21 protein-coding genes are annotated in these 25,743 nt (G+C 57.4%); 13 read left to right on the top strand and 8 right to left on the bottom strand.

Annotated features, from left to right (window positions below):
- Window positions 1-25: 25 nt before the first annotated feature.
- Window positions 26-607 (top strand): YceI family protein, encoded by a 582-nt coding sequence (locus ACO06L_RS07300; RefSeq protein WP_064228626.1) that lies wholly within the window; start codon window positions 26-28, stop codon window positions 605-607.
- Between the two features lie 34 nt (window positions 608-641).
- On the opposite strand, the gene ACO06L_RS07295 is transcribed toward ACO06L_RS07300, so the two are convergent.
- Window positions 642-2,279, bottom strand: coding sequence for a methyl-accepting chemotaxis protein (locus ACO06L_RS07295; protein ID WP_202347681.1), 1,638 nt, complete (start codon window positions 2,277-2,279; stop codon window positions 642-644).
- A 134-nt stretch (window positions 2,280-2,413) separates the two neighbouring features.
- Window positions 2,414-2,653: a hypothetical protein gene (locus tag ACO06L_RS07290; protein WP_064228628.1), complete on the bottom strand. Its 240-nt coding sequence runs from the start codon at window positions 2,651-2,653 to the stop codon at window positions 2,414-2,416.
- A gap of 278 nt (window positions 2,654-2,931) precedes the next feature.
- Between ACO06L_RS07290 and parC the strand changes: the two genes are divergently transcribed.
- Together parC and serB are read left to right on the top strand one after the other, a co-directional pair.
- Window positions 2,932-5,241 (top strand): DNA topoisomerase IV subunit A, encoded by a 2,310-nt coding sequence (gene parC / locus ACO06L_RS07285; RefSeq protein ID WP_202347680.1) that lies wholly within the window; start codon window positions 2,932-2,934, stop codon window positions 5,239-5,241.
- Window positions 5,234-6,466 carry a phosphoserine phosphatase SerB gene (serB, locus tag ACO06L_RS07280; protein WP_320407644.1) on the top strand — a complete coding sequence of 411 codons (1,233 nt, stop codon included), beginning with the start codon at window positions 5,234-5,236 and terminating at the stop codon, window positions 6,464-6,466. The genes parC and serB overlap by 8 nt, the downstream gene beginning before the upstream one ends.
- Window positions 6,467-6,477: 11 nt before the next feature.
- Here the strand turns inward: serB and ACO06L_RS07275 are convergent, their stop codons facing one another.
- From ACO06L_RS07275 to epmB, 3 genes are all read right to left on the bottom strand, one after another.
- Window positions 6,478-8,562 carry an EAL domain-containing response regulator gene (locus tag ACO06L_RS07275; RefSeq protein WP_202347679.1) on the bottom strand — a complete coding sequence of 695 codons (2,085 nt, stop codon included), beginning with the start codon at window positions 8,560-8,562 and terminating at the stop codon, window positions 6,478-6,480.
- Window positions 8,563-8,670: 108 nt separating this feature from the next.
- Window positions 8,671-10,476: a GTPase gene (locus ACO06L_RS07270; protein ID WP_202347678.1), complete on the bottom strand. Its 1,806-nt coding sequence runs from the start codon at window positions 10,474-10,476 to the stop codon at window positions 8,671-8,673.
- Window positions 10,477-10,698: 222 nt separating this feature from the next.
- Entirely contained in the window at window positions 10,699-11,739 is a 1,041-nt protein-coding gene (gene epmB, locus ACO06L_RS07265) for an EF-P beta-lysylation protein EpmB (protein WP_202347677.1), read from the bottom strand.
- A gap of 45 nt (window positions 11,740-11,784) precedes the next feature.
- On the opposite strand from epmB, the gene efp reads away from it, so the two are divergent.
- Window positions 11,785-12,360, top strand: coding sequence for an elongation factor P (efp, locus tag ACO06L_RS07260; RefSeq protein WP_041645387.1), 576 nt, complete (start codon window positions 11,785-11,787; stop codon window positions 12,358-12,360).
- Between the two features lie 7 nt (window positions 12,361-12,367).
- Window positions 12,368-13,336 carry an EF-P lysine aminoacylase EpmA gene (gene epmA, locus ACO06L_RS07255; protein ID WP_202347676.1) on the top strand — a complete coding sequence of 323 codons (969 nt, stop codon included), beginning with the start codon at window positions 12,368-12,370 and terminating at the stop codon, window positions 13,334-13,336.
- Here the strand turns inward: epmA and asd are convergent, their stop codons facing one another.
- Window positions 13,337-14,191 (bottom strand): archaetidylserine decarboxylase, encoded by an 855-nt coding sequence (gene asd, locus ACO06L_RS07250; protein ID WP_064228635.1) that lies wholly within the window; start codon window positions 14,189-14,191, stop codon window positions 13,337-13,339.
- Between the two features lie 174 nt (window positions 14,192-14,365).
- On the opposite strand from asd, the gene motA reads away from it, so the two are divergent.
- Both motA and motB read left to right on the top strand, forming a co-directional pair.
- Window positions 14,366-15,217 carry a flagellar motor stator protein MotA gene (gene motA / locus ACO06L_RS07245; protein WP_064228636.1) on the top strand — a complete coding sequence of 284 codons (852 nt, stop codon included), beginning with the start codon at window positions 14,366-14,368 and terminating at the stop codon, window positions 15,215-15,217.
- Between the two features lie 31 nt (window positions 15,218-15,248).
- Complete coding sequence (motB, locus tag ACO06L_RS07240) at window positions 15,249-16,208, top strand: flagellar motor protein MotB (protein ID WP_202347015.1); 960 nt, start codon at window positions 15,249-15,251, stop codon at window positions 16,206-16,208.
- Window positions 16,209-16,219: 11 nt separating this feature from the next.
- Here motB and rsgA read toward each other — a convergent pair whose 3' ends face one another.
- Window positions 16,220-17,275 carry a small ribosomal subunit biogenesis GTPase RsgA gene (gene rsgA, locus ACO06L_RS07235; protein WP_202347014.1) on the bottom strand — a complete coding sequence of 352 codons (1,056 nt, stop codon included), beginning with the start codon at window positions 17,273-17,275 and terminating at the stop codon, window positions 16,220-16,222.
- A 281-nt stretch (window positions 17,276-17,556) separates the two neighbouring features.
- Between rsgA and orn the strand changes: the two genes are divergently transcribed.
- Entirely contained in the window at window positions 17,557-18,102 is a 546-nt protein-coding gene (gene orn / locus ACO06L_RS07230) for an oligoribonuclease (protein WP_202347013.1), read from the top strand.
- Here orn and queG read toward each other — a convergent pair.
- Complete coding sequence (gene queG / locus ACO06L_RS07225; RefSeq protein WP_202347012.1) at window positions 18,097-19,176, bottom strand: tRNA epoxyqueuosine(34) reductase QueG; 1,080 nt, start codon at window positions 19,174-19,176, stop codon at window positions 18,097-18,099. The two genes, orn and queG, sit on opposite strands and share 6 nt — an antisense overlap.
- Before the next feature lie 147 nt (window positions 19,177-19,323).
- On the opposite strand from queG, the gene ACO06L_RS07220 reads away from it, so the two are divergent.
- From ACO06L_RS07220 to miaA, 5 genes are all read left to right on the top strand, one after another.
- A complete protein-coding gene (locus ACO06L_RS07220) occupies window positions 19,324-20,877 on the top strand; it encodes an NAD(P)H-hydrate dehydratase (protein ID WP_202347011.1) in 1,554 nt (517 codons plus the stop codon).
- Window positions 20,874-21,371, top strand: coding sequence for a tRNA (adenosine(37)-N6)-threonylcarbamoyltransferase complex ATPase subunit type 1 TsaE (gene tsaE / locus ACO06L_RS07215; RefSeq protein WP_202347010.1), 498 nt, complete (start codon window positions 20,874-20,876; stop codon window positions 21,369-21,371). The genes ACO06L_RS07220 and tsaE overlap by 4 nt, the downstream gene beginning before the upstream one ends.
- A gap of 38 nt (window positions 21,372-21,409) precedes the next feature.
- Window positions 21,410-22,768 (top strand): N-acetylmuramoyl-L-alanine amidase, encoded by a 1,359-nt coding sequence (locus ACO06L_RS07210; protein ID WP_064228643.1) that lies wholly within the window; start codon window positions 21,410-21,412, stop codon window positions 22,766-22,768.
- 20 nt (window positions 22,769-22,788) lie between these two features.
- Window positions 22,789-24,699 (top strand): DNA mismatch repair endonuclease MutL, encoded by a 1,911-nt coding sequence (mutL, locus tag ACO06L_RS07205; protein ID WP_202347009.1) that lies wholly within the window; start codon window positions 22,789-22,791, stop codon window positions 24,697-24,699.
- 64 nt (window positions 24,700-24,763) lie between these two features.
- Window positions 24,764-25,732 (top strand): tRNA (adenosine(37)-N6)-dimethylallyltransferase MiaA, encoded by a 969-nt coding sequence (gene miaA / locus ACO06L_RS07200; RefSeq protein ID WP_265103098.1) that lies wholly within the window; start codon window positions 24,764-24,766, stop codon window positions 25,730-25,732.
- The last annotated feature ends 11 nt before the right edge of the window (window positions 25,733-25,743 follow it).

Below are 25,743 nucleotides of genomic sequence, written 5' to 3'. Positions count from 1 at the left end.
CATCAATGAAATAAGGGAGAAAATTATGAAAAAAGTTCTGCTTGCCTCTGCCGTGTCGATGGCGCTTGTTGGTGCAGTTCATGCCAACGAGCACAGTGGTACCTATGCTTTTGATACCAAAGGCGCCCACCAATTCGTCACCTTCAAGATTTCCCATCTCGGCTACAGCTGGTTGTACGGGCGTTTCAACGATTTTGACGGTGAATTTGTATATGACGCCGAAAATCCGGAAAACAGCACTGTTAACGTGACTATTGATACCGGTAGCGTGGATTCCAATCACGCTGAGCGCGACAAACACTTGCGCAGCGAAGACTTCCTTTATGTTGACGAATTTCCGCAGGCAACTTTCAAGAGTAAGAGAGTGGTCCTGGATGAAGAAGGCGAGGCCGATATCATCGGCGACCTGACTCTCCGTGGTGTGACCAAAGAAGTTACCCTCGATGCCGAAATGCTGGGCCACGGCGCAGACCCCTGGGGTGGCTATCGCATGGGTTTTGAGGCGGAAACCGAGCTTCGCCTGAAAGATTTTGGTATTCCGATGGATCTCGGAAAGGCCTCCGAGACCGTTGAGATCATCATTTCTGTCGAGGGTATCCGGCAGTAATCCTGGCTGACCCTGCCAGCGTCAGATTCCGGGCCTAGACCCGGAATCTGCCTGTTTGACTTTCCAGTTCCCTCGCATAGCCCTCAAGGGATTCACTTATTCCGTCAATGTCCCGTGACCGGTTTGCGCTTTCCGTCGCCAGATCGTTGATCTCGGTGATGCTGCGATTGATCTCGTCCACCACCTGAGTCTGTTCTTCAGTGGCTGATGCCACGCTGGTGTTTACATCCGCGATGTTGGCCATCGCCTCGAGAATGGCCTTAAGTTCTTTTTCCGCATCGGTGGCCAGCTTTTCGGTTTCGGTTGCCTCTTTGCTGCCCGTTTCCATCACCGAGACAATGTCGGCAACGCCAGTCTGCAGGGTAGTGATCATCGTCTGAATATCTTCTGTCGATTGCCCGGTGCGTTTTGCCAGGGTTCTGACTTCATCGGCAACAACCGCAAAACCTCTTCCCTGTTCTCCGGCACGTGCTGCCTCGATAGCTGCATTCAGTGCCAGAAGGTTGGTTTGCTCTGCGATGCCCCGGATCACGTCCAGAACGGATGTGATGTTGTCGGAATCATCAGATAGCTTGCGGATTACGTCCACTGCTTTTGAAATCTGGGCTGCCAGCCGGTGAACCTGTTCTGAAGAACTGCGGATAATACGAGCGCCGTTCCTGCCTTTTTCTTCGGCCTCCCGGGTAATTTCGGCGGCTCTTGAGGCATTACCGGCAACCTCCTCGATCGCACTCTGCATTTCGTTGATGGCAGTGGCGACCATGGAAATTGAGTCGGTCTGTCGAGTCACGCCATCGTTGTTGTCCTTCGCCGCCCGGGCAAGATCTGTGGCTCCGGTTCCAAGTTCGCGGGTCAACTGCTGAATGGAGCCAATCATGGATTGCAGGTTCTCCAGGACCAGGTTGAAACTTTTCGCGAGTTTGCCCAGGTCATCATCCATTTCCACGGGAATCCGCTCCGTAAGATCGCCTTCTCCTTGGGCAATATTGTCAAGCTGATCCCGCAGCGCCGTGATAGAGCCTATGATCATTTTCAGGAATACAGCAAACAGTCCAATACTGATCAGGATGGCAATCGCGGTTATCAGAAGAATCGTGACGGAGCTGCTCTGGCCCTCCGAAGAGGCTTCACCGGCCCGAATCTGGGCCTGGGCATCAGCGTGGGCGCCAACCTCGTCAAAGTATTGCCTGAGATCGTCGAAGAGGTTGTTGGTTTCACTGGCTGCCAGCGCCCTTGCCTGTTCTGGATCCCCCGCTTCTGCAAGCTCAAGAATCCGTTGGGCGGATCCCAGCCAGCGCTGATAGGCGGCATCGAATCCTCTAGCAACATCGGAGACGCCCGTACCCTCAAGCCTTTCAACCGCCTTGTTGAAGCGGTCTAAGGCCTGTCCGGCATTTTCATCAAAACTGGCCAGGTAATTCTCACCTTCCTCATTGTTGAACTGGGCGTCCACATAGGCCATCTGGGCAACCAGCGCTTGATATAGATCCCGGTCACCGTTGAGGATTTCGCTGACGGAAGGCAGATAGGTTTCGGCAATATTGTCAGTGTCGGATACCAGGTTTCGGACGGTGCTGACGGCAAACAGTCCGATAACAACCAGGGCGACAGCCGTAATAGCGAAAGGCAAAGCAATTTTAACCCGGAGTCCCAGGCGTTTACCAAAATCCATACGTCTCTCCCGCGTTGTCGGAATGGCCTATTGCCAATCAATATAGCACCGGGAGGACGTTTGATTTGAGAAACAGTAGAGTAATTGCTCCCGGTCAATGAGATGGGATTCTCGCCGGGAGCGGGGATAAGCTATCAGGAAGGGTCCGGTGATTCCCGGTGGGTGTCACCGGATCGGCAAAGGTGCCTCTGGCGCCAGAACTGTCCCGCGAAAATAACGACCCAGATCAGTAATCCTGCCCAGAGATAGGTCTCGGGAATCTGGAAACTGCCGCTGATAGCAAACTCGACCAGAAGCATCAGCGTCACCGCCAGAACTGCATTTACCAAGGCTGTCACCATGGCTTGCCCGCAGGCTTTGATGTTGGGTTTCATAGTGTTCCGCTTGTTAGAGAAGTAAAACGGTCTTCTATTCACTGGAGTGGAGAATACGGCCCACCTTACGGACTCTCCATGCGGGAATTCCGCTATTGGAATCAGTTGTCTGTGCGACAAGTGGCCGTTTTTGGCCAATAAATCCGCAGGTTGTTGGTGTATCGGCGCCTCGCTCCATATAATGTGCGCTCCTGTTAACCGGTGATTAATCCGGGCGCAGGGAGTAGGATCACGGACATTATTCCAATCAGGCAATACAGGCAATCAAAGAGGCATCCATGCCAGAGTTTCAGACAACGGATGAAGGCTTCGAGCGGGTTTCGCTCCGGGATTACACGGAAAAGGCCTATCTCGATTATTCCATGTACGTCATTCTTGACCGGGCACTTCCCAATGTCGGCGATGGCCTGAAACCGGTTCAGCGGCGAATTGTCTATGCCATGTCCGAACTGGGGCTGAAATCCACCTCGAAGTACAAGAAGTCCGCTCGCACCGTGGGCGATGTACTGGGTAAATTTCATCCCCACGGTGACAGCGCCTGTTATGAAGCCATGGTGCTGATGGCCCAGCCGTTTTCCTACCGCTACCCTCTTGTAGACGGCCAAGGGAACTGGGGCTCCCCGGACGATCCCAAGTCCTTCGCGGCCATGCGATACACCGAATCCCGTCTGGCGCCGTTCGCAGAAGTGCTTTTGGGCGAGCTCGGGCAGGGCACCGTAGACTGGGTGCCCAACTTCGATGGCACTATGGAAGAGCCTTCGGTACTGCCTGCCCGGCTGCCCCATGTGCTTTTGAATGGCACCACCGGCATTGCTGTTGGTATGGCCACGGATATCCCACCGCACAACGTGCGCGAAGTCACCGCAGCGTGCATACGCCTGCTGGACCAGCCGGACTCGACAGTTGATGAACTCTGTGAACACATCAAGGGCCCGGATTTTCCGACCCAGGCGGAAATCATTACCCCTCGGAAGGACATCCGGCAGATGTACGAAACTGGCCGCGGATCCCTGCGGATGCGCGCCCGATGGATCCGGGAGAGCGGTGAGATTGTGGTTACGGACCTCCCGCATCAGGTATCTGGCAATCGGGTGCTGGAGCAGATCGCCCATCAGATGCAGACCAAGAAACTCCCGATGGTGGCCGACCTTCGTGACGAATCCGATCATGAAAACCCGACCCGCCTGGTGATCGTGCCCCGGTCCAACCGCGTTGATCTTGATGGCCTGATGGCGCACCTGTTCGCCAGCACCGATCTTGAGAAAACCTACCGGGTCAACATCAATGTGATCGGTAACGACGGCAGGCCGGGCGTGAAGGGTTTGCACCAGATCCTTACGGAGTGGCTGACCTTCCGGCGCACTACCGTTATCCGCCGGCTCCAGCACCGTCTGGACAAGGTTCTTGCTCGGCTGCATATCCTGGAAGGCTTGCTGATTGCTTATCTCAACATTGATGAAGTGATCGAAATCATCCGTACCGAAGACAAGCCCAAGGCCGAGCTGATGGCCCGTTTCGGGTTGTCCGCCGATCAGGCTGAAGCCATCCTGGAGCTCAAGCTGCGCCACCTGGCCAAGCTTGAGGAAATGAAAATTCGGGGCGAACAGGATGAACTGTCGGCTGAACGGGATGAGCTCCAGTCAATCCTGGGTTCTGAAGATCGCCTGCGTGAGTTGATCAAGAGTGAGCTGCAAGCGGATGCCGAAACCTTTGGCGATGACCGCCGTTCGCCGATTGTCGAGCGTGAGGAGGCCCGGGCATTCAGCGAAGTGGATCTGGTTTCGAACGATCCTGTGACCGTCGTGTTGTCTGAAAAAGGCTGGGTTCGCGCCGCCAAAGGGCATGACATTGAGCCGGAAGGCTTGAGCTATAAAGCCGGCGACCGTTTCTCCCTGGCGGCCCGGGGACGCAATAACCAGCAGGCGATCTTCCTGGATTCTACCGGACGCGCCTATTCCTTGATGGCTCACAGTTTTCCGTCTGCCAGAGGCCAGGGCGAGCCGCTGACCGGGCGGATCAATCCACCATCTGGTGCCAGTTTTTCCGGTCTGTTGATGGGGGATCCTTCCCGCAAGGCCTTGTTGGTTACGGATGGTGGCTATGGGTTTGTGACATCGCTCAACGACATGATCAGTAAGAACCGCAATGGCAAGGCGGTCGTCAGTGTTCCCAAGGGGGCGAGGATCATGCCTCCGGTGACCATACCGACCACCGAGAAAACGCTGTATCTCGGAGCGGTGTCCAACGAGGGCCGTATGCTGGTGTTCCCCCTGAGCGAACTGCCAGAACTGGCCAAGGGCAAGGGCAACAAGATCATCAGCATTCCTTCTGCCCGGGTCCAGAACCGTGAAGAGTACGTGGTGGCAGTGGCGGTATTTGCCGAGGACGACCAGCTGGAGATACGGGCGGGCAAGCGCAAGATGGGGCTGCAGTTCAGTGACCTTGAACACTATCTTGGAGAGCGGGGCCGTCGTGGCCACAAGCTGCCCAGGGGGCTGCAACGGGTTGATGGCATTGACGTGATTCCTTCCGCTGCCCGGGCGCAGGAAGAGGCAGGCTCTGACAGTGAGGGTGCCGACGGTGAGTGAACTGGTACTGATTAATGTTTCCGGGCGTGACAAGCCCGGCCTGACGTCGGAAATAACCGGCATCATGGGGCGCTACGATGTGCGCATCCTGGATATTGGCCAGGCGGTCATTCACGATCACCTCACCTGGGGCATCCTGATCGAGATTCCGGATGAATCCAAATCCTCGCCTGTGATTCGGGATCTGCTGTTCCGGCTCCATGCCCTGGATCTGCAGGTACGGTTTGCGCCGATCACGGTGGAGGAATACCAATCCTGGGCCGCGGCCCGGAACCGCGCCTGTTACATTGTCACCCTGCTGGCCCGTGATATCAAAGCCGAGCAGATTGCCAAGGTTTCCGCCATTACTGCTCGCCATGGTCTTAATATCGATAATATCTCGCGGCTGTCTGCCAGGCCTTCGCTGAACGCCTCCGACAACCGCATTGCCTGTGTCGAGTTCTCGGTGCGGGGCACGCCATCGGATCTTGAGCAGTTGCGAGCGGATTTCCTCCATATTGCCGGCGAAATGAATGTGGATATCGCCTTCCAGGAGGATTCCATTTTCCGGCGAAATCGTCGTCTCGTGGTCTTTGACATGGACTCCACGCTGATCGAAGCCGAGGTGATCGACGAGCTGGCCACGGAAGCCGGCGTGGGCGAGCAGGTGGCGGAGATTACCGAGCGGGCCATGCAGGGCGAGCTGGATTTCAGTCAGAGTTTCGCCGAACGTCTCGCGCTTCTGAAAGGGCTGGATGAGTCGGTGCTCGAAGGCATCGCCTCCCGGCTTCGAATGACCGAGGGGGCCGAGCACCTGATTCTCAGCCTGAAGGCGCTAGGTTATCGCACGGCCATACTGTCGGGTGGGTTCACCTACTTCGCCCGCCATCTGCAGCGGAAACTGGGTATCGATTACATCTACGCCAACGAGCTGGAGATTGAGGACGGCAAGGTGACCGGCCGGGTGTCTGGGCAGATCGTGGACGGCAAACGTAAAGCGGAGTTGCTGCTGGAGATCGCCGAGAAAGAGCACATCTCAAGGGAGCAGGTCATCGCGGTAGGTGATGGCGCCAATGACCTTCCCATGCTGAGCCAGGCCGGCCTGGGTGTGGCCTTCCGTGCCAAGCCACTGGTGAAGGAATCTGCTCGTCACGCCATTTCGACCCTTGGGCTGGACGCAATCCTCTATCTGATTGGTTTCCGTGAGAGCGAAACCAACCAGAGTCTGGAAAACGCCGACTTCTGAGCCGTTCAGGCTCAGTTGTCGCCGAAGTCGTAGTTCATTTCGGGAACCGGCGCCTGCAGGTAATAACCCTGAATATAGTTCACGCCAGCCTGCCAGAGGGTGGCGAGAACGCCGGCATTTTCCACCAACGGAATGATGGTGAGCTTGCCGTTTGACTGCAGGCTCTTGACCATTTCCTTGACCTGTTCCTTGGCCTCATCGCTCTTCTGGATTTCTTCGGTAAAGGAGCCATCGATTTTCACGTAGTCTGTATCGATGTGCTTCAGGGTGTTGAACGGATTGAGGGCGCAGCCGAACTGGGCGATGGATACCTTGCAGTGAAGCTCGTGGACCGCTTTGGTGAAGTCTTTCGCCTGCTTCATGTAATTGTTGGCATCGCCTTCACGGATCTGGAAGATCAGGGAGTCGCCCGGCAGCCGTGCGGCTTTCAGGGCAACGCTCAGCCAGGGAGTGAAGGTTTTATCCTGAAGGGTTTCGGCCGTCACATTGAGGAACAGGCGCGTATCGTGACCCCGTGAACGATGGCTGGACAGCTGCTTGATGGTCTGCAGGATGACCCAGCGGTCGATCTTGATCGCGGTGTCGCTCGGTCCCATTGGCGGCAGGAAGTCATACGGTGAGACTTCCTCGTCGTCCTTGTCGAGCATACGTACGAAGGCTTCGTAATGTTCTTCTCCTTCGCCGCGCAGGTTGATGATCGGCTGGAACAGGAGTCGGAAGCGGTTTTCTTCCAGGGCCTTCTGGATGGCTTCTACCGAATTGCTCTGATCCAGTGTTTCGAAGTCGGCGGGGTTGTAGACCACCACACCGTTGCCCTCGGCATGCCCCTCAAGCTTGCGCACTTCCGCCGAGGCGGTATGGGCCCGGGCCATGAGTTCTTCAGCTTTCGGAGAATTCTCGGTAATTGCCGCAACACCGATGCTCACAGTCAACTGGACCGTGCGACCATTGATGTCGAACAGATGGTCTTCTACCGCCTTTCGGATGCGCTCGGCGTGTTCTTTCATGGTGCCTTCGTCGCAGGGCTGGCACAGCAGACTGAAGGCATCGTCGCTCAATCGGGCCAGGGCAAGGTCGTCACCGGCCTGCTCCTTGAGCAGGTTTGCCAGATCGCCCAGCAGCAGGTCTGCGCCGGAAATTCCCACCTGGCCCTTCATACTCATGAAGTTATCCAGGGCGATGTAGGCCAGTGCACCGGTCTCGTTCTTCTTGCCGGCATTGGCAATCGCTTCAGCAAGCGCATCCATCAGGTACTGACGGTTAAACAGACCTGTCAAAAGGTCCTGACTGCTGATCTGGCGAAGTTTTTCTTCAAGTTCTGCATCACTGTGCTCTGGCTGCAGCACAATCTGCGTGCAGGCCTCGCCGTCATAGGTGGCAGCCGAGACTGACATGGTCACGTTCAGTTCGTGGTCGTCACTGCGTCGTGCCGTGCAGTTCAAGGTCATGCCGTCTTCACCCTTTTCGGCAAATGACTTCGTGAACTCCTTGTACTTCTCCTGACTTTCCGGAGTAAGGGTGTCCAGGACCGGTACGCAGATAAGATCGTCAATATCGTCGTACCCGAGGAACTCCATGTACGACTGGTTGGCATAGATGTGCATGCCATCATTAATGTAGGCAATCGCATCCTTGGAGCTTTCGAGAAGTAACTGGCAACGCTGTTCCGCCTCCCGGAGGTGGGATTCCAGGACACGACGCCTTCTGCGTTCGTCGAGGGCTGCCAGCTCACGGTTAACCTTCAGCACTATCAGGTCCCTATGCTCGGACGACACGGTGTCCTGGGCGCCGGCCTTCATTATTCCGACCGTGCGTTCGCGGCTTTCCTCCTCCGTCAGGAGGATAAACGGAATGTCTTTGTCCATCCGGCGGATCATGGCGAGGGCATCATCGGCCGAGAATTCCTGGTCCAGGTCGCGGGCGAGAAGGAGATCCCAGTTACCGGCCTTCAGCGTCTCTTCCAGGTCCTCTTCCGAGGTGATTCTGTGGGCTCGGGTGGCCTTACCGGAGTTGCGGAGCAGGCTGACCAGGGATTCGGCATCGTTTTGCGATGGGTCAAGAATCAGCAGGTGTACGGTCGCGTTCTTTTTCTGCATTCGAAGGGCGTCTCGTGATACACGGTTCATTCACTAACGCTGAATGATGCAGGGGTTGCCGATCAATAACAACCCTCTGCGGGCTTCCGGTGTCTCAGTTTGGAGACCTCACAGAGATGGCCAAAGCGAGTCGAATTCGTCCTCGCTGGCTCCGGATGATGCAGGCGGTGCGCCAGCATTCAGCGTTGCCGCGTTCTGCAGCTTGAGTTCGAACTGGCTGATGCTGCCAGTGGAGGACACCTTGCGAGACAACTGACCCTGATCTTCCCGGCCATCATGGAGCAGGGAGATGCGGCTCCCGGACTGGAATGGCAGGCGAGGCGTGATCAGCGTGGCAGACTGGTTGACTACGCTGATTTCAGGTAAAAGCAAGCCACGCAGATACTCGCTGCTGTTGCCCACTTTCTGGATAAGGCGCACGCCACAGGGTGAAGCGCTGGGGGCCAGTAGTTCAATACCGACCTGGGTGCCCTGGTTCTTGATCTGACGAATCCAGCGGACAACAGCCACGCTCCAGGGGTGGGTGCTCTGTTCCCGAACGCCCAGCACTTCGCCGGCCTGCAATGAGGGGGGAACATTGCTTTCCCACGCAACGCAGTAGCCCCCGGGGCTGGTATTGATCAACAGGGAATGGTGAGATCTTGGCCGGTTCCTGTCCGTCGATGGCGCCTGCGAGTTGCCATAGGAACCCTTGAAGTTGATAGGCGTATCGGCAGCATGGAGCCTTTCGTCGCTTGGACCTGCATCGTGGGCACCCGACCAGGCGTCCTGTTTCTGGCGTGATGACCGCACGAACAGATTCTCTTCCTCATGATGGCCGTTGTCATTGCCATTCACGAATTCGGTAAAGGTTTTCTCGCCGGCGATGAAGTAGTGGGCAGCTGTCAGTCCTACGCAGACTTCCAGGGACCCCTGGCTGGCGATTCGATTGAAGTTTCGCTTGGCGAGAATGCCCAGGGCCTGGCTGAGATGGGTGAGCAGGGTGTCGCTGACCTTTGCCGGCACCCTCAGCTCGTGATCGGTTTCTTTATGCTCGCGCCGGGCATGCAGCGTTTCCGAGAGCATAGCCGAGAGATCCCGGGTGTCGAAACCGAAGCTCTCATCGCCGGGCTTCTGTTCGAGAAGACTGCGGTAAAACGGTGGATTGTCCCGCTCCATGTTGATTACGAAGAGACTGTCGTCGCCGATATCCGGCCCACATCGGGTGTGGTCAGTCCACGATTCGAAAAGTTCATAGACATGCAAGAGTTCAGCCTGGCGCAGCTGATTGGGGCGGGCGCAGCCGAGCAGGAGAATTCGTTTATAGGCGTCGGCGACCGAACTGGTACGACGATGCTGAAGCGTGTCGTCCTCCACCTGAACCACAGAGAGCTTGTTACGATGGGCGAACCGGTACAACCGGTGACACTCAAGCCAGCTCTGTGCAGGGCTGGGGCAATAAAGCTGATGTGATCTCAGAATGGTCGCCGAAAGCTCGGAAATGGCTCGATGCGCGGCGGTGGCAATCTGGCGGCGATTCTTGTCCAGACCACCATTGTCGATGAACTCCAGAACGCACAGCTTGTAACCGCCGGCCAGATGCAATTGAAGCGCCTGGGACAGATTGGCGATTTTCCGTTGTTTTTCAGGCAGTGCCACGGCCAGACCGAGGTAGTGCCGGGAAAGCTCGTTGCAGACGAAATGAATCTTTTCCCGGATAAGTTCCAGGAACTGCATGCGCTGCTGGGGTGCCAGGAAGAGGTGATTCAACTCGATAATGGCATGGTAGAGCTGCCGTGATACCTCACCGATATTGGCCATAGGTAGCTGGTCGATCCAGACCCGGAACGCCTTGGGCGTCGTGTCACAGAACGACAGGCTGGCCGTTTTCTGTTCGGGAACGCGGAGATCAGGTTTCAGGGTCTTACCTTCCATGAATGCATGCCAATGTCTGGACCACAGGTGGTATTCCGGGGTTGGCCCTGCCCGGCCGGGGGCTACTGAATGTCCGCCGGCCTGTCAGGAAAACGCCGTAAATACATGTTTTTATCTTCAACGTTACTGGACTTTAAAGTAGCAAACCAGTCGTAAAAAGCGAGAAGATCATGAGTTGACAATCTTTGACAAGTGAATTTGGGCCGTTTTTTGCGAAACCGGTCACGGGAACAGGTTGATCGGGGTCTTGCTTTCCTTGCCTGGCTCCTCTCTCACCAGCTTCGGCACGAGGAACCCCGGCAAGCGCGACAGCAGTTCACGCATCAGATTTCGCGCCTCTTCGTCCGGCACATCGTAGTGGTGGGCGCCTTCTACCGGGTCAAATGCGTGCAGGTAGTAGGGCAGGACGCCTGCTTCAAACAGAGCCTCGCTCAATTCTTCAAGCACCGACGCACGATCATTCACGCCCCTCAGGATAACGCTCTGGTTGAGCAGCGTTGCGCCTGCTGCGCGCAGGTACCCCAGGGCGCGGCGCGTGGCGGTATCTAATTCCGCCGGATGATTGATGTGCAACACGATAATAACCTGCAGTGGCGTCGTTGAAAGCCATTTCAAGAGCTCGTCGCAGACTCTTTGTGGAATAACGACTGGCAGGCGTGTATGCAGGCGCAGGCGGCGAATGTGGGGTATGCCACTGATTGCCGTTGCCCATTGAGCCAGAAGTCGGTCATTGACAGCCAAGGGGTCGCCGCCGCTGAAAATAACTTCATTGATTTCCGGGCTGGCGCCCAGGGTGTCAATCACCCGTTGCCTGTCGTCCGGGCTGAGACGTTGTTCATCATAGGGAAAGTGTCTGCGAAAGCAGTACCGGCAGTTTATCGCGCACTGCCCGGTCACCATAAGCAGAGCGCGGCTGCGGTATTTGCGGATGAGCCCGGTGGTGGCAATGGCGCCCGACTCTTCCAACGGGTCACTGATAAAGCCGGGCGCGTGCGCGGTTTCTTCCGCAAGGGGAAGCACCTGCCTGAGCAGGGGGTCGGCCGGGTTGCCCTTTTCCATGCGTGCAAGAAACGGTTCGGGCACGCGAACCGAAAACAGGCGGTGACCTTGTCGTGCCGCCGACAGCCACGGCTCCTCGGGTAACTCCAGGCGACGGAGTAGCTCTTCCGGTGATGTCACGGAGTCCGACAGCAATTGCTGCCAGCTGCGATGTTCATGGTCGCAAAGGTGGGCTTCTATACGGGCGGGGGTTCGCTGTATCATAACGCCCTTCGAATTCTAAACAGCTTTTTGTCAGGTGGACATTTCATGGCTTCATATTCTACCAATGAATTTCGCGGCGGTCTTAAGGTTTTGCTGGATGGCGACCCCTGCATCATTCTCGAGAACGAGTTTGTCAAACCCGGTAAGGGGCAGGCCTTCAACCGCGTAAAGCTGCGTAACCTCATGACCAACCGGGTCTGGGAGCGCACTTTCAAGTCCGGCGAAAGTCTGGAAGCCGCAGATGTCATTGATCAGGACATGGAATACCTCTATACCGACGGTGAGTTCTGGCACTTCATGCTCACTGATGGCTCCTTCGAGCAGTACCCGGCGGATGCCAAGGCGGTTGGCGATGCACTGAAGTGGCTGAAAGAGCAGGACGTCTACACCGTAACGCTCTACAACGGCTCTCCGCTCTCGGTAACGCCCCCCAACTTTGTCGAACTCGAAGTGGTTGATACCGACCCGGGCATGAAGGGCGACACCGCCCAGGGTGGCTCCAAGCCCGCGACTCTCTCAACCGGTGCTGTGGTCAACGTACCGCTGTTTATTACCATCGGTGAAGTCCTCAAGGTTGATACCCGCTCCGGCGAATACGTGAGCCGGGTGAAGAGCAGTTGATCCGGTCATGACCCGCGAACCTGTCTGGCAGCCCTCTGCCTCGCAGGCTGCCCTGAAAAGCCGTGCACAGCAACTGGAGTTTGTGCGCGGCTTTTTTGCGCAAAGAGGGGTCCTGGAAGTGGAAACGCCGGTACTGGGCCGGTGCGGCGTTACCGACGTCAATCTAGACGGCATTCATGCGCAGGTCACTGCCGGTTCCCGGACCGGGGGCTGGCTCCAGACGTCTCCCGAATACCACATGAAGCGCCTGCTTGCGGCCGGCTGTGGATCGATCTATCAGGTCTCGAGGGTATTCCGCGATGGCGAGCAGGGGCGTCGTCACAACCCTGAATTTTCCATGCTGGAATGGTATCGGACGGGATTTGATGACCTGGCTCTTATGGAAGAGGTGTCGGATCTTGTCTGCGGCTGGCTGGGGTGTCAGCGGCCCGTCGTTATTCAGTATCGGGACGCATTGAAGCACTGGGCAGATATCGATCCATTTGTCGCAACCGATCGCGAACTGATGCGGCGCTGTGAGCAATGGCTGGAGCCTGAGCAGCTGGCGGATCTTGGCCGCGATGGCTGCCTCGATCTGCTCATGAGCTTTGCGGTCGAGCCGCATCTTGGCCGGGATAAGCCCATGTTCATAACCGGCTATCCTGCGTCGCAGGCGTCGCTGGCCAGGGTCTCACGGTCACATGGTTATGAAACGGCGCACCGCTTCGAGCTTTATATTGACGGCCTGGAGCTGTGTAACGGCTACTGGGAATTGACCGATCCAAAAGAGCAGAGGCTGAGATTGGAGGCCGATAATCAGCAGCGCTTGCGCTCCGGTAAGCGTGAAATGGCGCTGGATGAGGCGTTTCTCGCCGGGCTTGAGCAAGGATTGCCCGAGTGCTCCGGCGTGGCGCTCGGGCTGGACCGACTGCTGATGCTCAAGCTCGGGGCTCAGGATATCAGTGAGGTTTTGGCGTTTCCGTTCGAACGGGCGTGATCAAGCGAGGGCGCCGAATGCCTCGCCCATGCGAACGGTTTTTCCTGCCACCTGGTCGCTGTTCCAGGTGACGGCTCCTTCGGGCATAACCATAATAACCGTGGAGCCAAGGCGGAATCGGCCCATCTCCTCGCCCTTGGCGAATCTGATGGCCTGCTCGCCTTCATATCGGGTTGAGGTAACCTGCTTACTGCCGGGCACAACGACACCTGCCCAGCTGGTTTCCACGCTGCCGACAATCATGGCGCCAACCAGCACCAGGGCCATGGGACCGGAATCGGTGTCGAAGATGCAGACAACCCGCTCATTGCGGGCGAACAGATTCGGGACATTCTCGGCAGTCACCGGGTTCACCGAGAACAGTTTGCCGGGAACATGGATCATCTGTCTCAGCGTACCCGCCATCGGCATATGGATGCGGTGATAGTCTTTCGGCGAGAGATAGATAGTCGAAAACTCGCCATTGGCAAACGGGGCCGTAGTCGCTTCGTCGCCGCCCAGCAACTCACTCAGGCTGAAAGACTGGCCCTTGGCCTGGAAAACCCGGTCTCCGGTCACCTGCCCCAGCTGGCTGATGGCACCGTCGACAGGGCTGACGAGCGTTTTTTCGCCGTCCGCCAAGGGGCGGATGCCCGGTTTCAAAGCCCGGGTAAAGAACGCATTGAAGGTGGAGTAGGCTTCCGGATCCGGTTCGGCGGCTTCGCTCATGTCTACGCCGTAGCGGCCGATAAACCATTTGATGACCCGGTTCTTGAGCGCAGGGGATCGGTTATTGTCGGCCAGACGGCCGGCCAGGTTGGAAACCCCCAGTTGCGGCGTGATGTACTGGCTCAGAACAAAAAGCTTGTCGAACATTAAATGTGATCCTTTGCGCTCAAAGGCGCGAAGTTTACCAAAGACTGCCACCTGTATAGAAATTGTTTCACGACTTCGCGGTTCGGGCGAGGCCTTGCTATTATCAGGTCACCTTTTACGTGACAGCTTCCGGCTCCGGCCGATAACCAAGAATATAAGGCGTGTTTAGTTACCATGTTACTGATCATCGGCGGGATTATTGTTCTGGCCAGCGTACTGACTGGCTATGTTCTCCATGGCGGCAATTTGATGGTGCTCTGGCAGCCAACCGAAGTGCTGATCATTTTCGGGGCGGCTTTGGGGTCGTTCATTATTGCCAATCCCATGCACACGCTCAAAGAGGTTTTCGGTAGAGGGCTTCAGCTGCTTACCGGCTCACCCTATAACAAATCCTTCTACATGGATCTTCTCAGCCTGATGTACGAGATTTTCGACAAGTCCCGTAAACAGGGTGTGATGGCGATCGAGGAAGATATCGACAATCCCGAGTCCAGCCAGATTTTCAGTCGCTATCCGGCCATCATGAAATCGAAGGAATTGCTGGCCTTTATCACCGATTATCTGCGCATCATCAGCTCTGGCAATATGGCAACCCATGAGCTGGAAGGCATGATGGAGAACGAGATCGACAGTCGTCAGCACGAGCTTGAAGAGCCTGCCCACGCGGTCAACAAGATTGCCGATGCGCTGCCCGGTCTCGGCATCGTTGCCGCGGTGCTTGGTATTGTGATTACCATGAACTTCCTTACCGAAGGGCCCGAAAAGATCGGTCTCAGCGTGGCCGCTGCCCTGGTGGGTACGTTTCTGGGTATTTTTATGGGCTACGGCTTTGTGGGCCCCACATCCATTGCTATGGAGCATGCCGCAAAGTACGAGCTGAAGGCTTACGAGTGCGTCAAATCGTCAATTGTCGCGACCGTTTCCGGGCAGGCACCCCAGATGGCCATCGAGTTCGGCCGGAAAGCATTGCCGACTGATAAACGCCCCGGATTCCAGGAACTGAACGATCACGTTCGCTCCAAGTAATACCGCCAGAACCTGACCCCGGAGCCGATTCGTGGAAGAACAGCCGATCATCATCAAACGCAAGAAGAAGATTGTCGGGGGCCATCACGGTGGTTCCTGGAAAGTCGCGTTTGCCGATTTTGCCACCGCCATGATGGCGTTCTTCCTGGTGCTCTGGCTAACCGCGACGGCATCGCCAGAGCAGAAGAGAGCGGTTGAAGGCTATTTCAAGGACCCGGTCGGTTTTACCGAGGGTGGATCCCCGAACCCGGTTGATCTGGAGGGCAGTGCTTCGGTGGTCAACGAGGCAAGTCCGGACATCGAGTCCAGTCAGATCCAGATCGAAGACCAGGTGGTAGATGAGCTTTCTGAAACCCTGGAGCAGCGGCGGATGGAAGAATTGTTTCAGGAGCTGAAGGATCGCATCGAGCAGAATCAGACCCTGCAGGAGTTCAAGGATCAGTTGCTGATCGATATCACCGACGAAGGCCTGCGCATCCAGATCGTCGATCGTTCAGGCCGCCCCATGTTCGACAGCGGCCGGGCCGAGCTCAAGTACTACTCCCAGGATATTCTGTTTGAACTGGCGAAGACCCTGGGCTCCGTAAATAACAAGCTCAGCATTACCGGGCACACCGACTCAACACCCTTCGGCGGCCGGCCCGGCTATACCAACTGGGAATTGTCAGCAGACAGGGCAAATACTGCCCGAAGAGCCCTGGTTGCCGGCGGCGTCCGTCAGCAGCAGATTGCCCGCGTTGTGGGGCTGAGCGATTCCGTGCTGTTCGATAAGGAAGACCCGAATGCGCCGGTGAACCGCCGCATCTCCATCATCGTCCTGAACAAGAAAACCGTCGATAACATCCAGAGCAGCGCCGGCCAATCGGATGAGCCCCTGATCGATCTGACCCAGCCGACTGAGGAAGAGCGGGAGGCGGCCCGTGAGCGCCTGGAAAGCGGTGAATGGCTGCAGGAGAAGGAGGAGCCTGCGCCGGGCGAGCTGAACTGGTAAAGCCGGGGACCTCAGTCCAGTTTAAGCCCCCGGGCCTGTTGCTCTGTCATGTCCTGCAGAATCCGGTGGAAACTTTTCAGCCGCTCCGGGCTGATTTTCCCCTCATCAGCGGCCTTGTCGATGGCACAGCCGGGGTCACCCATGTGCCGGCAATTGCGGAATTTGCAGGTGCCAATCACCTCCCGGATTTCCCGGAACCCATACTCGATTTCCTGCGGCGTCATATGCCAGAGCCCGAACTCCCGGATGCCTGGAGAATCGATCAGCTCGCCACCGAGCGGAAGGTGGAACAGTTTGGCCGTGGTTGTGGTATGAATTCCCTTGCCGGTGCTCTCTGACACAGCTCCAACGCGAATGGCTTCATCCGGCATCAGAGTCTGGATAATGGATGACTTGCCCACCCCGGACTGACCTACGAACACACTGGTCTGATCCTTCACCAACGCCTCAACCTCCGGCGAGGGTTTATCCCCCGACTCGGCAGCAGACGTCCGCACCACCTCATAACCCAGGCTCGCATAGCGGCCCAGAAGCGCATCGATACTTTCCTGATTCCTCTCGTTGATCAGATCCGTCTTGTTCAACAGAATCACCGCCGGAATGTCCGTGATCTCGGACGCCACCAGATACCGATCAATCAGGTTATCGTGAGGCTCCGGCTCCGGCGCGATCACAAGAATAATATGATCAATATTGGCGGCTACCGGCTTCAGGGCGCCAAAATTATCCGGCCGCTGCAGCAGATTGCGACGCTCACTCCGGGCGACAATAACCCCGGTTTCATTCTTGCCCGGCCGCCAGACAACCTTGTCACCGGTCACCAGGCTATCAATGTTGGCCCGAACAAAGCACCGCACCACGTCACCGACCTGATCACCCTCAAGGGCTTCGACATCCAGCTGCTGGCCATAGTGGGCAATAACCAGCCCTTCCTGCTCCGGACCAAGCTCCCCGGCATCAGCCTGCTCCTGAACTTTCTTCTCCTTGCGCGCCGCCCGGGCCGCCCGCTCTTCCTGGACTTTCTTGATGCGGAATTGCTGCTGTTTGTTCAGTCGCCGTTTTGCCATGTAGTTAGCTGGTGCCAAATTTGGTGTGCGTGAGGTGTTACATCATACGTTAATCGTCCACAATACAAAGACAAATCAAACCGACGCAATCCCGATAGTATTTGCCGGAAGCGGCGCCTATTTTGTATATCTCCCAATTTGCACGCGGGCGTGGGGATGTCATTCCGGGAATGTCGGCGGCCATGGATGGCCGACGCCAAGCGCACATGGATGTGCTTGTAGCGTTTCCCGGAATGACATCCCCACGGCCGTGAACTCGAATCTAGAAGGCTAGGAAAACAATGGCAGAGAGCAATAATCGCCTCGTATGGATCGATCTGGAAATGACAGGCCTGGATCCCGAAAAAGAACGGATCATCGAAATGGCCACAATTATCACCGATTCAGAACTTAATATAGTCGCGGAAGGACCGGTTATCGCCGTCCATCAGCCACAATCCTTTCTGGATGCCATGGACGAATGGTGCACCCGAACCCATGGTGAAAGCGGACTCACCAAACGCGTTCAGGAAAGCGACATCTCCGAATCCGAAGCCGAACAGCAAACCATCGAATTCCTGAAAAAGCACGTAGAAAAGGGCCAGTCACCCCTGTGCGGCAACAGTATCGGCCAGGATCGCCGGTTCCTCGTCAAATACATGCCCGAACTGGAAGACTTCTTCCACTACCGGAATCTCGACGTATCTACGGTGAAAGAACTTGCCCGTCGCTGGCGCCCGGATGTCCTGGCCGGCGTCAAAAAGAAGGGCAGCCATCTTGCCCTCGACGACATCCGCGACTCCATCAACGAACTGCGCCATTATCGGGAACAGTTCTTCAAACTATAGGCCGTGCCGCCTCAAGGCCCACTGGACATGCTCGCGGACCATCTCTGAAGGGTGGTCTGCCCGCTGTTTCAGGGCTTCGATCACCGGAATGGTTGAGGGCGCGTTGCCCAGCCCGACCGCCAGATTGCGAAGCCAGCCCTCATAGCCCGTTCGCCGAATCGCGGATCCCTCGGTACGTTTCAGGAACTGCTCCTCCGTCCAGAGAAAGAGTTCTGCCAGGGAACTGTTGTCCAGCCCGTGCCGGGGCTGAAAATCCTTCTCCCCGGTGGGCTTGCTGAACTTCTGCCAGGGGCACACCAACTGGCAGTCGTCGCAGCCGAAGACACGGTTGCCCATTAGTGACCGCAGCTCTTCAGGAATGCTCCCCTTGAGCTCAATGGTCAGGTAGCTGATACAACGTCGGGCATCAAGCTTGTGGGGGCCAACAAACGCGTCTGTCGGGCAGAGCTCGAGGCAGGCAGAACAAGTGCCGCAATGATCGGTTTCAAAGGGCTCATCTGTGGGCAGGGGCGCGCTGGTAAAGATTTCCCCCAGGAAGAAGAACGAGCCGGCCTTCGGGTGGATCAGCATGTTGTTCTTGCCGATCCAGCCCAGACCCGCCCTCTGCGCCAGGGCGCGCTCCAGCACCGGCGCACTGTCCACGAACGCCCGATAGTCGTATCCGCGGACGCCTTCATCAATCCTGGCTGCCAACTGTGCAAGCCGTTTTCGAATCAGCTTGTGGTAATCCCGCCCAAGAGCGTAGCGCGTAACATAGGCTCCCTCGCGGTTAGTAAGCGCTTCTTTCGGGCTGTCCGGTGAGGGCAGGTAGTCCATTCTCACAGAAATCACCCGAGTGGTGCCCGGCACCAGGGAAGTGGGCGTGTAACGCTTGTCACCATGGTGGGCCATATAGTCCATTTCGCCCTGATAACCCGCAGCCAGCCAGTTCTGCAAATGGTTCGCGTGCTCGCCGGTATCTGCGGTGGTAATGCCCACATCGGCGAACCCGAGCTCGGCCGCCCACTGGCGGATAAGTGCTGGCAGGTCAGCGAGTTCCGGGTGTGTTGTGGTGCTTGATGATGTGGGGCTCATAGTCACTGCCGGTGCTGGAGTTCGTTCGCGAACCCGGGTACGGATATTTAATCTGATTAAGTTATGACCTTTTCCACTGTTTTGCTATGCTTTACAGGTATCTGGCCAATTTTCTTAAACCGGTTTCTGTAACGGGAGCAAAGGTTCATGCCGCCGTCCGCTGGGCACAGTTTACCAGACGCACTGTTTTCCGCCGATGCGGTAAGGCAGATTGATCGCTATGTGATTGATCAACAAGGTGTTGATGGTTTTGAGCTGATGCAGTCTGCTGCCCATGCAGCCTTTCGTTGTCTGGTGCGGCATTGGCGTAACTGTGGCTCGGTTCTGGTACTTTGCGGTGCGGGTAATAATGGCGGTGACGGCTACCTGGTTGCAGCCAGTGCGAGGAGGCACGGCCTGGAGGTGAGCTGTATCGCCGTCGCGCCAACCGAAAAACTGTCCGGTGACGCCCGTAAGGCCTGTCAAAAGGCCCTGGCGGACGGTGTTGAAGTCCTCGAGCTGGAGGCTCTCAGCGAATCATCACTGGATGATCTGTTTGCTGGTGCCGGGCTGATTGTAGACGCCATGCTCGGTACCGGCGTGTCCGGCGCACCCCGGGAGCCGTTTGCCACTCTGATAGGCCGGTGTAACAGTGCGCCTGCTCCAGTCCTGGCGGTGGATCTGCCGTCCGGGTTGAACGCCACCACCGGAGCAGCCGAAGGGGATGTGGTCAATGCGGCCATGACGGTGACCTTTATCGGGCTCAAAGCCGGCCTCTTTACAGGGCAAGGCCCAGCGGTTTGCGGGGAAGTGGTTTTCGAATCCCTGGATACAGAAGATGGTGTCGCCGGTAGTGGTCAAAAACCCGTGGCGTGCCGTCGTGACTGGGATTCCGTCATGTCCTGGTTGCCGCCCCGGCCTGCCAACGCCCATAAGGGGCGGTTCGGGCATGTACTGGTGGTAGCCGGCGATCGGGGCTATGGCGGTGCCGGCCTGCTGGCGGCAGAGGCCGCAGCGCGCTCCGGGGCAGGACTTGTCTCGCTGGCAACACGCCCTGAGCACGTGACGGCCGCCCTGGCCAGATGTCCGTCTGTCATGGTTCATGGCCTGATCCATGGCTCTGAATTACCGTCGCTGCTGGACGCCGCCTCGGTTGTAGTGTGCGGTCCTGGTATCGGGCGAAGTGCCTGGGGGCAGCAGATGCTGGAGCAGGTGATTGCCAGTGGCAAACCAAGGGTGCTGGATGCGGATGCCCTGAACCTGTTGTCCGGTCGGGTTGCCGTACCGGCAGATAATCACGTTTTGACACCTCATCCGGGTGAGGCGGCCAGGCTGCTGAATTGTCTGGTGCCGGAGGTAGAGGCGGACAGGATGGCCGCCGCCCGAAAACTGCAGGCACTTTATGGCGGAACCGTTCTGCTGAAAGGCGCGGGCACCATTGTCGCCTCTGAAGGCGGCGCTCTTGATGTTATCAGCGGCAGCAATCCCGGCATGGCCACCGGCGGTATGGGGGATGTGCTCTCGGGTATTATCGGCGCGGTTCTGGGACAGATTGGTGATGGGCAAAAAGCCGCCGTGCTCGGGGCAGTGGTGCACCTCGCTGCTGCTGACAGAGCTTCAGAAGACAGTGGGTTCATCGGGTTGATACCGACCGATGTTATCGACGCGCTGCCATTGGTTTTTCGGGAGTCTGAAAAGACTCCGGGGGCGGAACAGTCATGAGCATTATGGGTAATGAGCGTCGGGTTTTTCTGGAAGACGAGGCGGAGACCGAACATCTCGGTAGGGAACTGGCGAGAACCGTCGCAGAATCTGGCCACGGCCTGGTGATCTATCTGGATGGTGAGCTCGGTATGGGGAAAACCACCATCAGTCGTGGTGTCATGCGTGGGCTGGGGCACGAAGGGGCTGTCAAGAGCCCGACTTACACACTGGTGGAACCCTATGAAAACCTGAATCCACCGACTTACCATTTCGACCTGTATCGCCTGGGCGATGCTGAAGAGCTGGAATATATGGGCATCCGGGATTATTTCTCCGGTGACAACCTGTGCCTGATTGAGTGGCCTGAGCGAGGGGCAGGTATATTGCCCGAGCCGGATCTGGAAATTCATCTCGAGACTCAAGGCGAAGGACGTTCCGTGGTGATCAGGGCCCGCTCAGAACTGGGCGCCCAATTGCTGAATGAACTGGAGTTGATTGGTCCGGCGCATTAGCGAGACCGAGACCGGCAATAGACTGGCAGGTAAGCTTTATGAATTGTGCAAAGCTGAGTAAACAACTGATCTGGCCGATTGCGATACTATTCGCGACATTGGCGTTTCACGGTTCGGCTGCAACGCAGGTCGAGAGTGCGCGTATCTGGCCCGCGCCAGATCATACCCGGCTGGTTCTGGATACCGGCGGGCAGGTAGAGCACAACATTTTCTCCCTGAGCAGTCCGGCGCGGCTGGTTATCGATTTGAAAAATGCGAACCTGAAGACCGATTTCTCCGGTCTGGATCTTTCCGGCAGCCCGATCAAACGGATCCGGAGCGCACCAAGGAACGGTACAGATTTACGCGTGGTCCTGGATCTCAAGGCCGACATCAAGCCACGGAGCTTTCAGCTTGAGCCGAACCAGCAGTATGGCCACCGGCTGGTGGTCGATCTGATTGACGAAAGTGGCAGCCGTCTGGAGAAGGCCACAACGCCCACCGTTACCCAGGATTCATCCGGGAAGCGGGACGTTATTGTGGTCATCGATGCCGGGCATGGCGGCGAGGACCCTGGTGCCATTGGTCCCCGGGGAACCCGTGAAAAGGATGTGGTTCTGAAAATGGCGAAAACCCTGGCCAACCTGATCAATGATCGGCCGGGATATACCGCCAAATTGACCAGGACCGGTGACTATTATATTGGCCTTCGCAATCGAACGATTCTGGCCAGGAAATACAATGCCGACCTGTTCGTATCGGTACACGCCGACGCTTTCCGGACACCACAGCCCAAAGGGGCCTCGGTGTTCGCCCTTTCCCAGCGAGGTGCCACCAGTGAGACGGCCCGATGGCTGGCCAACAGTGAGAACCGGTCTGATCTGATCGGTGGTGCCGGCGGATTGTCTCTGGATGGCCGGGACGACATGCTTGCCGGTGTTTTGCTGGACCTCTCAATGACAGCCAGTATCAATGCCAGCCTTGGGGTTGGCAGTTCGGTTCTCGGCAAGCTTGGTAGCGTGGCGAAGTTGCACAAGCCCGGCGTCGAGCAGGCCGCTTTTGCGGTTCTGAAGTCGCCGGACATCCCCTCCATTCTCGTGGAGGCTGGATTCATTTCGAATCCCCAGGAAGAGAAAAATCTGGCCACCGAGTGGTACCGCAACAAGCTGGCCGGCGCCATCATGAAAGGCATTGATGACTACTTCCAGAAGACTCCACCTCCCGGGACGCTTCTGGCCTGGCAAAAACAGAATCGCCAGGGCGGGAACAGTATCAGTCACTACCGCATACAGCGCGGCGATACGCTTTCCGGCGTAGCCCGGAAGAACCAGACCACCGTCAGTGAGCTGATGCAGTTTAACGACCTTCGGGACGACCGTGTTATGGTAGGACAAACCATTCGTATTCCCGCGTCCTGATCAAGAGGTTTTTCCGTAACATGCCCCCCATTCGATTGCTGTCACCACGGCTCGCGAACCAGATTGCCGCGGGTGAGGTGGTGGAGCGCCCCGCGTCTGTCGTCAAAGAACTGGTTGAAAACGCCCTGGATGCCGGTGCCAACCGGGTCGATGTTGAAGTCGAGCAGGGCGGCGTCAAGCTGATTCGCGTCAGGGATGACGGCAGTGGTATTGAGGAAGACGATCTGCCTCTGGCGCTGAGTCGTCACGCCACCAGCAAGATCGCCAGCCTTGACGACCTTGAGGCCGTGGCCTCCCTCGGTTTTCGGGGGGAAGCGCTGGCCAGTATCAGCTCTGTCTCCCGGCTCACTCTGACTTCAAGAACCGAGTCGCAGGAAGCGGCTTCCCGGGTGGAAGTCGAAGGCCGTGAAATGGACGCCCGGATTTCGCCTGCCGCTCATCCGGTCGGAACGACCGTGGAAGTGCGGGATCTGTTCTTTAACACCCCGGCCCGGCGTAAATTCCTGCGCACCGAAAAAACCGAATTCAATCATGTCGAAGAGTGCGTGCGCCGGCAGGCCTTGAGCCGGTTTGATGCCGGTTTTACCCTGCGCCACAATCAGCGTGTTGTTCAGAGTCTGAGGCCGGCCGAATCGCCTCTCGACCGGGAGCGGCGCATTGGCGCCCTGTGTGGCCAGCAATTCATAGATAACGCGGTGGTTATCGATGCTGAAGCCACCGGGTTGCGGCTCTGGGGTTGGGTAGCCCTTCCCACGTTTTCACGCAGCCAGGCCGACTTGCAGTATTTTTTCGTTAACGGTCGCGTGATCCGTGACCGTCTGGTAGCCCACGCCGTACGCCAGGCTTATCGGGACGTACTCTATAACAACCGGCATCCGGCGTTTGTGCTCTATCTCGAAGTGGATCCCGCCACCGTAGACGTGAACGTCCATCCGACCAAGCACGAAGTCCGATTCCGTGACGGTCGCCTGGTCCACGATTTCATTTTCAGAACTCTGCACAAGGCGCTGGCCGATGTTCGGCCGGACGATCATTTTCGCGGTGCGGTGGCCCAATCCTTCGGTCGCGAAGCGTCGGCCCAGGCCCATGAACCGGCTCCTGCAGCAGGCGTTCCGGCGGAGGCTTCCTGGAACGGCCAGCCAGCGATGCCAAATTACGGCCATCCGGGTGGCTCCGGTGCCGGCTTTGGTGGTCAGTCCCAGCCGCAACAGGAATGGCGCGCCAGTGATCAGATGGCGTTCTACCAATCCCTGAATGCCGGCGGCGGTAGCGAGGGGCAACAGCCCATGCCCTCCGGCGATGGCGTTGCTACGCCAATGCCCACGCCTCCCGTTGATAGTGATCAGGAGCCGCCGCTGGGTTATGCCATTGCCCAGCTGCATGGGATCTACATTCTTGCCCAGGGTCGCGCGGGTCTGATCGTGGTGGACATGCACGCGGCCCATGAACGCATTACCTACGAGCGGATGAAACGTGCGCTCGTCGAGCAGGATCTGAAAAGCCAGCCGTTGCTGGTGCCGCTATCCCTGGCTGTCAGCCAGAAAGAGGCAGCTCTCACCGAGAGTCATGGTGAAGAACTGCAAAAACTCGGCTTGCAGATTGAACGCATTGGCCCGGAGACCCTGGCGGTGCGGCAGGTGCCCGCGCTCTTGCGTGGTGCCGATACCGAGCAATTGGTGCGTGACGTACTGGCCGATCTGATTGAGCACGGACAGAGTGACCGGGTTGAAGCGGTGACCCACGAATTGCTGGGAACCATGGCGTGCCATGGGTCCGTGCGCGCCAATCGGCAGCTGACCATTCCTGAAATGAACTCGCTACTCAGGGATATGGAGGCGACCGAGCGGAGCGGCCAGTGCAATCACGGCCGGCCGACATGGACCCTGGTGACCATGTCTGAACTGGACAAGCTGTTCCTACGGGGGCGTTGAGGTGTCGCTGCCCCCTGCCATCTTTCTGATGGGCCCCACGGCCTCGGGTAAAACCGACCTGGCCATGGCGCTCTGTGACCACCTGCCTTGCGAAATTATCAGCGTGGACTCTGCCATGATCTATCGTGGCATGGACATCGGTACGGCCAAACCAACCGCTGCCGAACTGGCCCGCGCACCCCATCGGTTGATTGATATCTGCGATCCGGCGGAAACGTACTCCGCCGCGGATTTCCGTCGGGACGCCCTGGCAGCGATGGCGGAAATAACGGCTGCTGGCCGAATTCCCCTGCTCGTAGGCGGCACCATGATGTATTTCAAAGCGCTGCTCCATGGTATGTCCGGTCTGCCTTCGGCAAGTCCTGTCGTGCGACTGGCCCTGGAAAAAGAGGCCGAAGATCGGGGCTGGGAGGCCCTGCATGAGGAACTAAGGGGCAGTGATCCGGTCGCAGCGGAGCGCATCCATCCCAATAACCGGCAGCGTCTGATGCGGGCCCTGGAAGTCCTGCGTCTCACCGGTAAGCCGATTTCCGAATTCTGGAAGGCCGAATCCGATTCGGGCGGACAACCCACGGCAGCGGCGGAAGGCGGCGATATTGAGGATTACACCTATTTCACTCGCTGGCAGGCAGACGAAACATCTTTGCTTCCGTATACTGTGGTTCAGCTTGCCATGATGCCGCCGGAGCGGCGAGTGCTTCATGAGCGAATTCGTCTGCGTTTTCTGAAAATGTTGGATGCAGGCTTTCTCGACGAAGTGCGGGCACTGATGCTCAGGGAAGACTTGCACCCTGATCTCCCTTCCATGCGTTGTGTCGGATATCGTCAGGCCTGGAGTTATTTGTCCGGGGAAGATGATTACGAGACATTTGTCAGCAAGGGAGTGGCAGCAACACGCCAGCTGGCCAAACGGCAGTTGACCTGGTTGCGCAAGTGGTCGGATGTGGACTGGCTGGACAGCGACGACAAACTTATCGCTGAGGCAGCCTTGAAAAAAATCCGACTTCGCACCACATTTAAATTTGACAAATGACGATCTGCATT

The organism is Marinobacter sp. (assembly GCF_965229985.1).
GTDB lineage: Bacteria > Pseudomonadota > Gammaproteobacteria > Pseudomonadales > Oleiphilaceae > Marinobacter.
The sequence above is the reverse complement of the archived record's forward strand: the minus strand, read 5'-3'. Positions and strand labels throughout refer to the sequence as shown.

Excerpts from the sequence above, each read along its gene's own strand:
- ACO06L_RS07300 (WP_064228626.1), top strand. The coding sequence starts at position 26 with ATGAAAAAAGTTCTGCTTGCCTCTGCCGTGTCGATGGCGCTTGTTGGT.
- ACO06L_RS07295 (WP_202347681.1), bottom strand. The coding sequence starts at position 2,279 with ATGGATTTTGGTAAACGCCTGGGACTCCGGGTTAAAATTGCTTTGCCT.
- ACO06L_RS07290 (WP_064228628.1), bottom strand. The coding sequence starts at position 2,653 with ATGAAACCCAACATCAAAGCCTGCGGGCAAGCCATGGTGACAGCCTTG.
- parC (WP_202347680.1), top strand. The coding sequence starts at position 2,932 with ATGCCAGAGTTTCAGACAACGGATGAAGGCTTCGAGCGGGTTTCGCTC.
- ACO06L_RS07275 (WP_202347679.1), bottom strand. The coding sequence starts at position 8,562 with ATGCAGAAAAAGAACGCGACCGTACACCTGCTGATTCTTGACCCATCG.
- ACO06L_RS07270 (WP_202347678.1), bottom strand. The coding sequence starts at position 10,476 with ATGGAAGGTAAGACCCTGAAACCTGATCTCCGCGTTCCCGAACAGAAA.
- epmB (WP_202347677.1), bottom strand. The coding sequence starts at position 11,739 with ATGATACAGCGAACCCCCGCCCGTATAGAAGCCCACCTTTGCGACCAT.
- efp (WP_041645387.1), top strand. The coding sequence starts at position 11,785 with ATGGCTTCATATTCTACCAATGAATTTCGCGGCGGTCTTAAGGTTTTG.
- epmA (WP_202347676.1), top strand. The coding sequence starts at position 12,368 with ATGACCCGCGAACCTGTCTGGCAGCCCTCTGCCTCGCAGGCTGCCCTG.
- asd (WP_064228635.1), bottom strand. The coding sequence starts at position 14,191 with ATGTTCGACAAGCTTTTTGTTCTGAGCCAGTACATCACGCCGCAACTG.
- motA (WP_064228636.1), top strand. The coding sequence starts at position 14,366 with ATGTTACTGATCATCGGCGGGATTATTGTTCTGGCCAGCGTACTGACT.
- rsgA (WP_202347014.1), bottom strand. The coding sequence starts at position 17,275 with ATGGCAAAACGGCGACTGAACAAACAGCAGCAATTCCGCATCAAGAAA.
- orn (WP_202347013.1), top strand. The coding sequence starts at position 17,557 with ATGGCAGAGAGCAATAATCGCCTCGTATGGATCGATCTGGAAATGACA.
- queG (WP_202347012.1), bottom strand. The coding sequence starts at position 19,176 with ATGAGCCCCACATCATCAAGCACCACAACACACCCGGAACTCGCTGAC.
- ACO06L_RS07220 (WP_202347011.1), top strand. The coding sequence starts at position 19,324 with ATGCCGCCGTCCGCTGGGCACAGTTTACCAGACGCACTGTTTTCCGCC.
- tsaE (WP_202347010.1), top strand. The coding sequence starts at position 20,874 with ATGAGCATTATGGGTAATGAGCGTCGGGTTTTTCTGGAAGACGAGGCG.
- ACO06L_RS07210 (WP_064228643.1), top strand. The coding sequence starts at position 21,410 with ATGAATTGTGCAAAGCTGAGTAAACAACTGATCTGGCCGATTGCGATA.
- mutL (WP_202347009.1), top strand. The coding sequence starts at position 22,789 with ATGCCCCCCATTCGATTGCTGTCACCACGGCTCGCGAACCAGATTGCC.
- miaA (WP_265103098.1), top strand. The coding sequence starts at position 24,764 with ATGGCGCTCTGTGACCACCTGCCTTGCGAAATTATCAGCGTGGACTCT.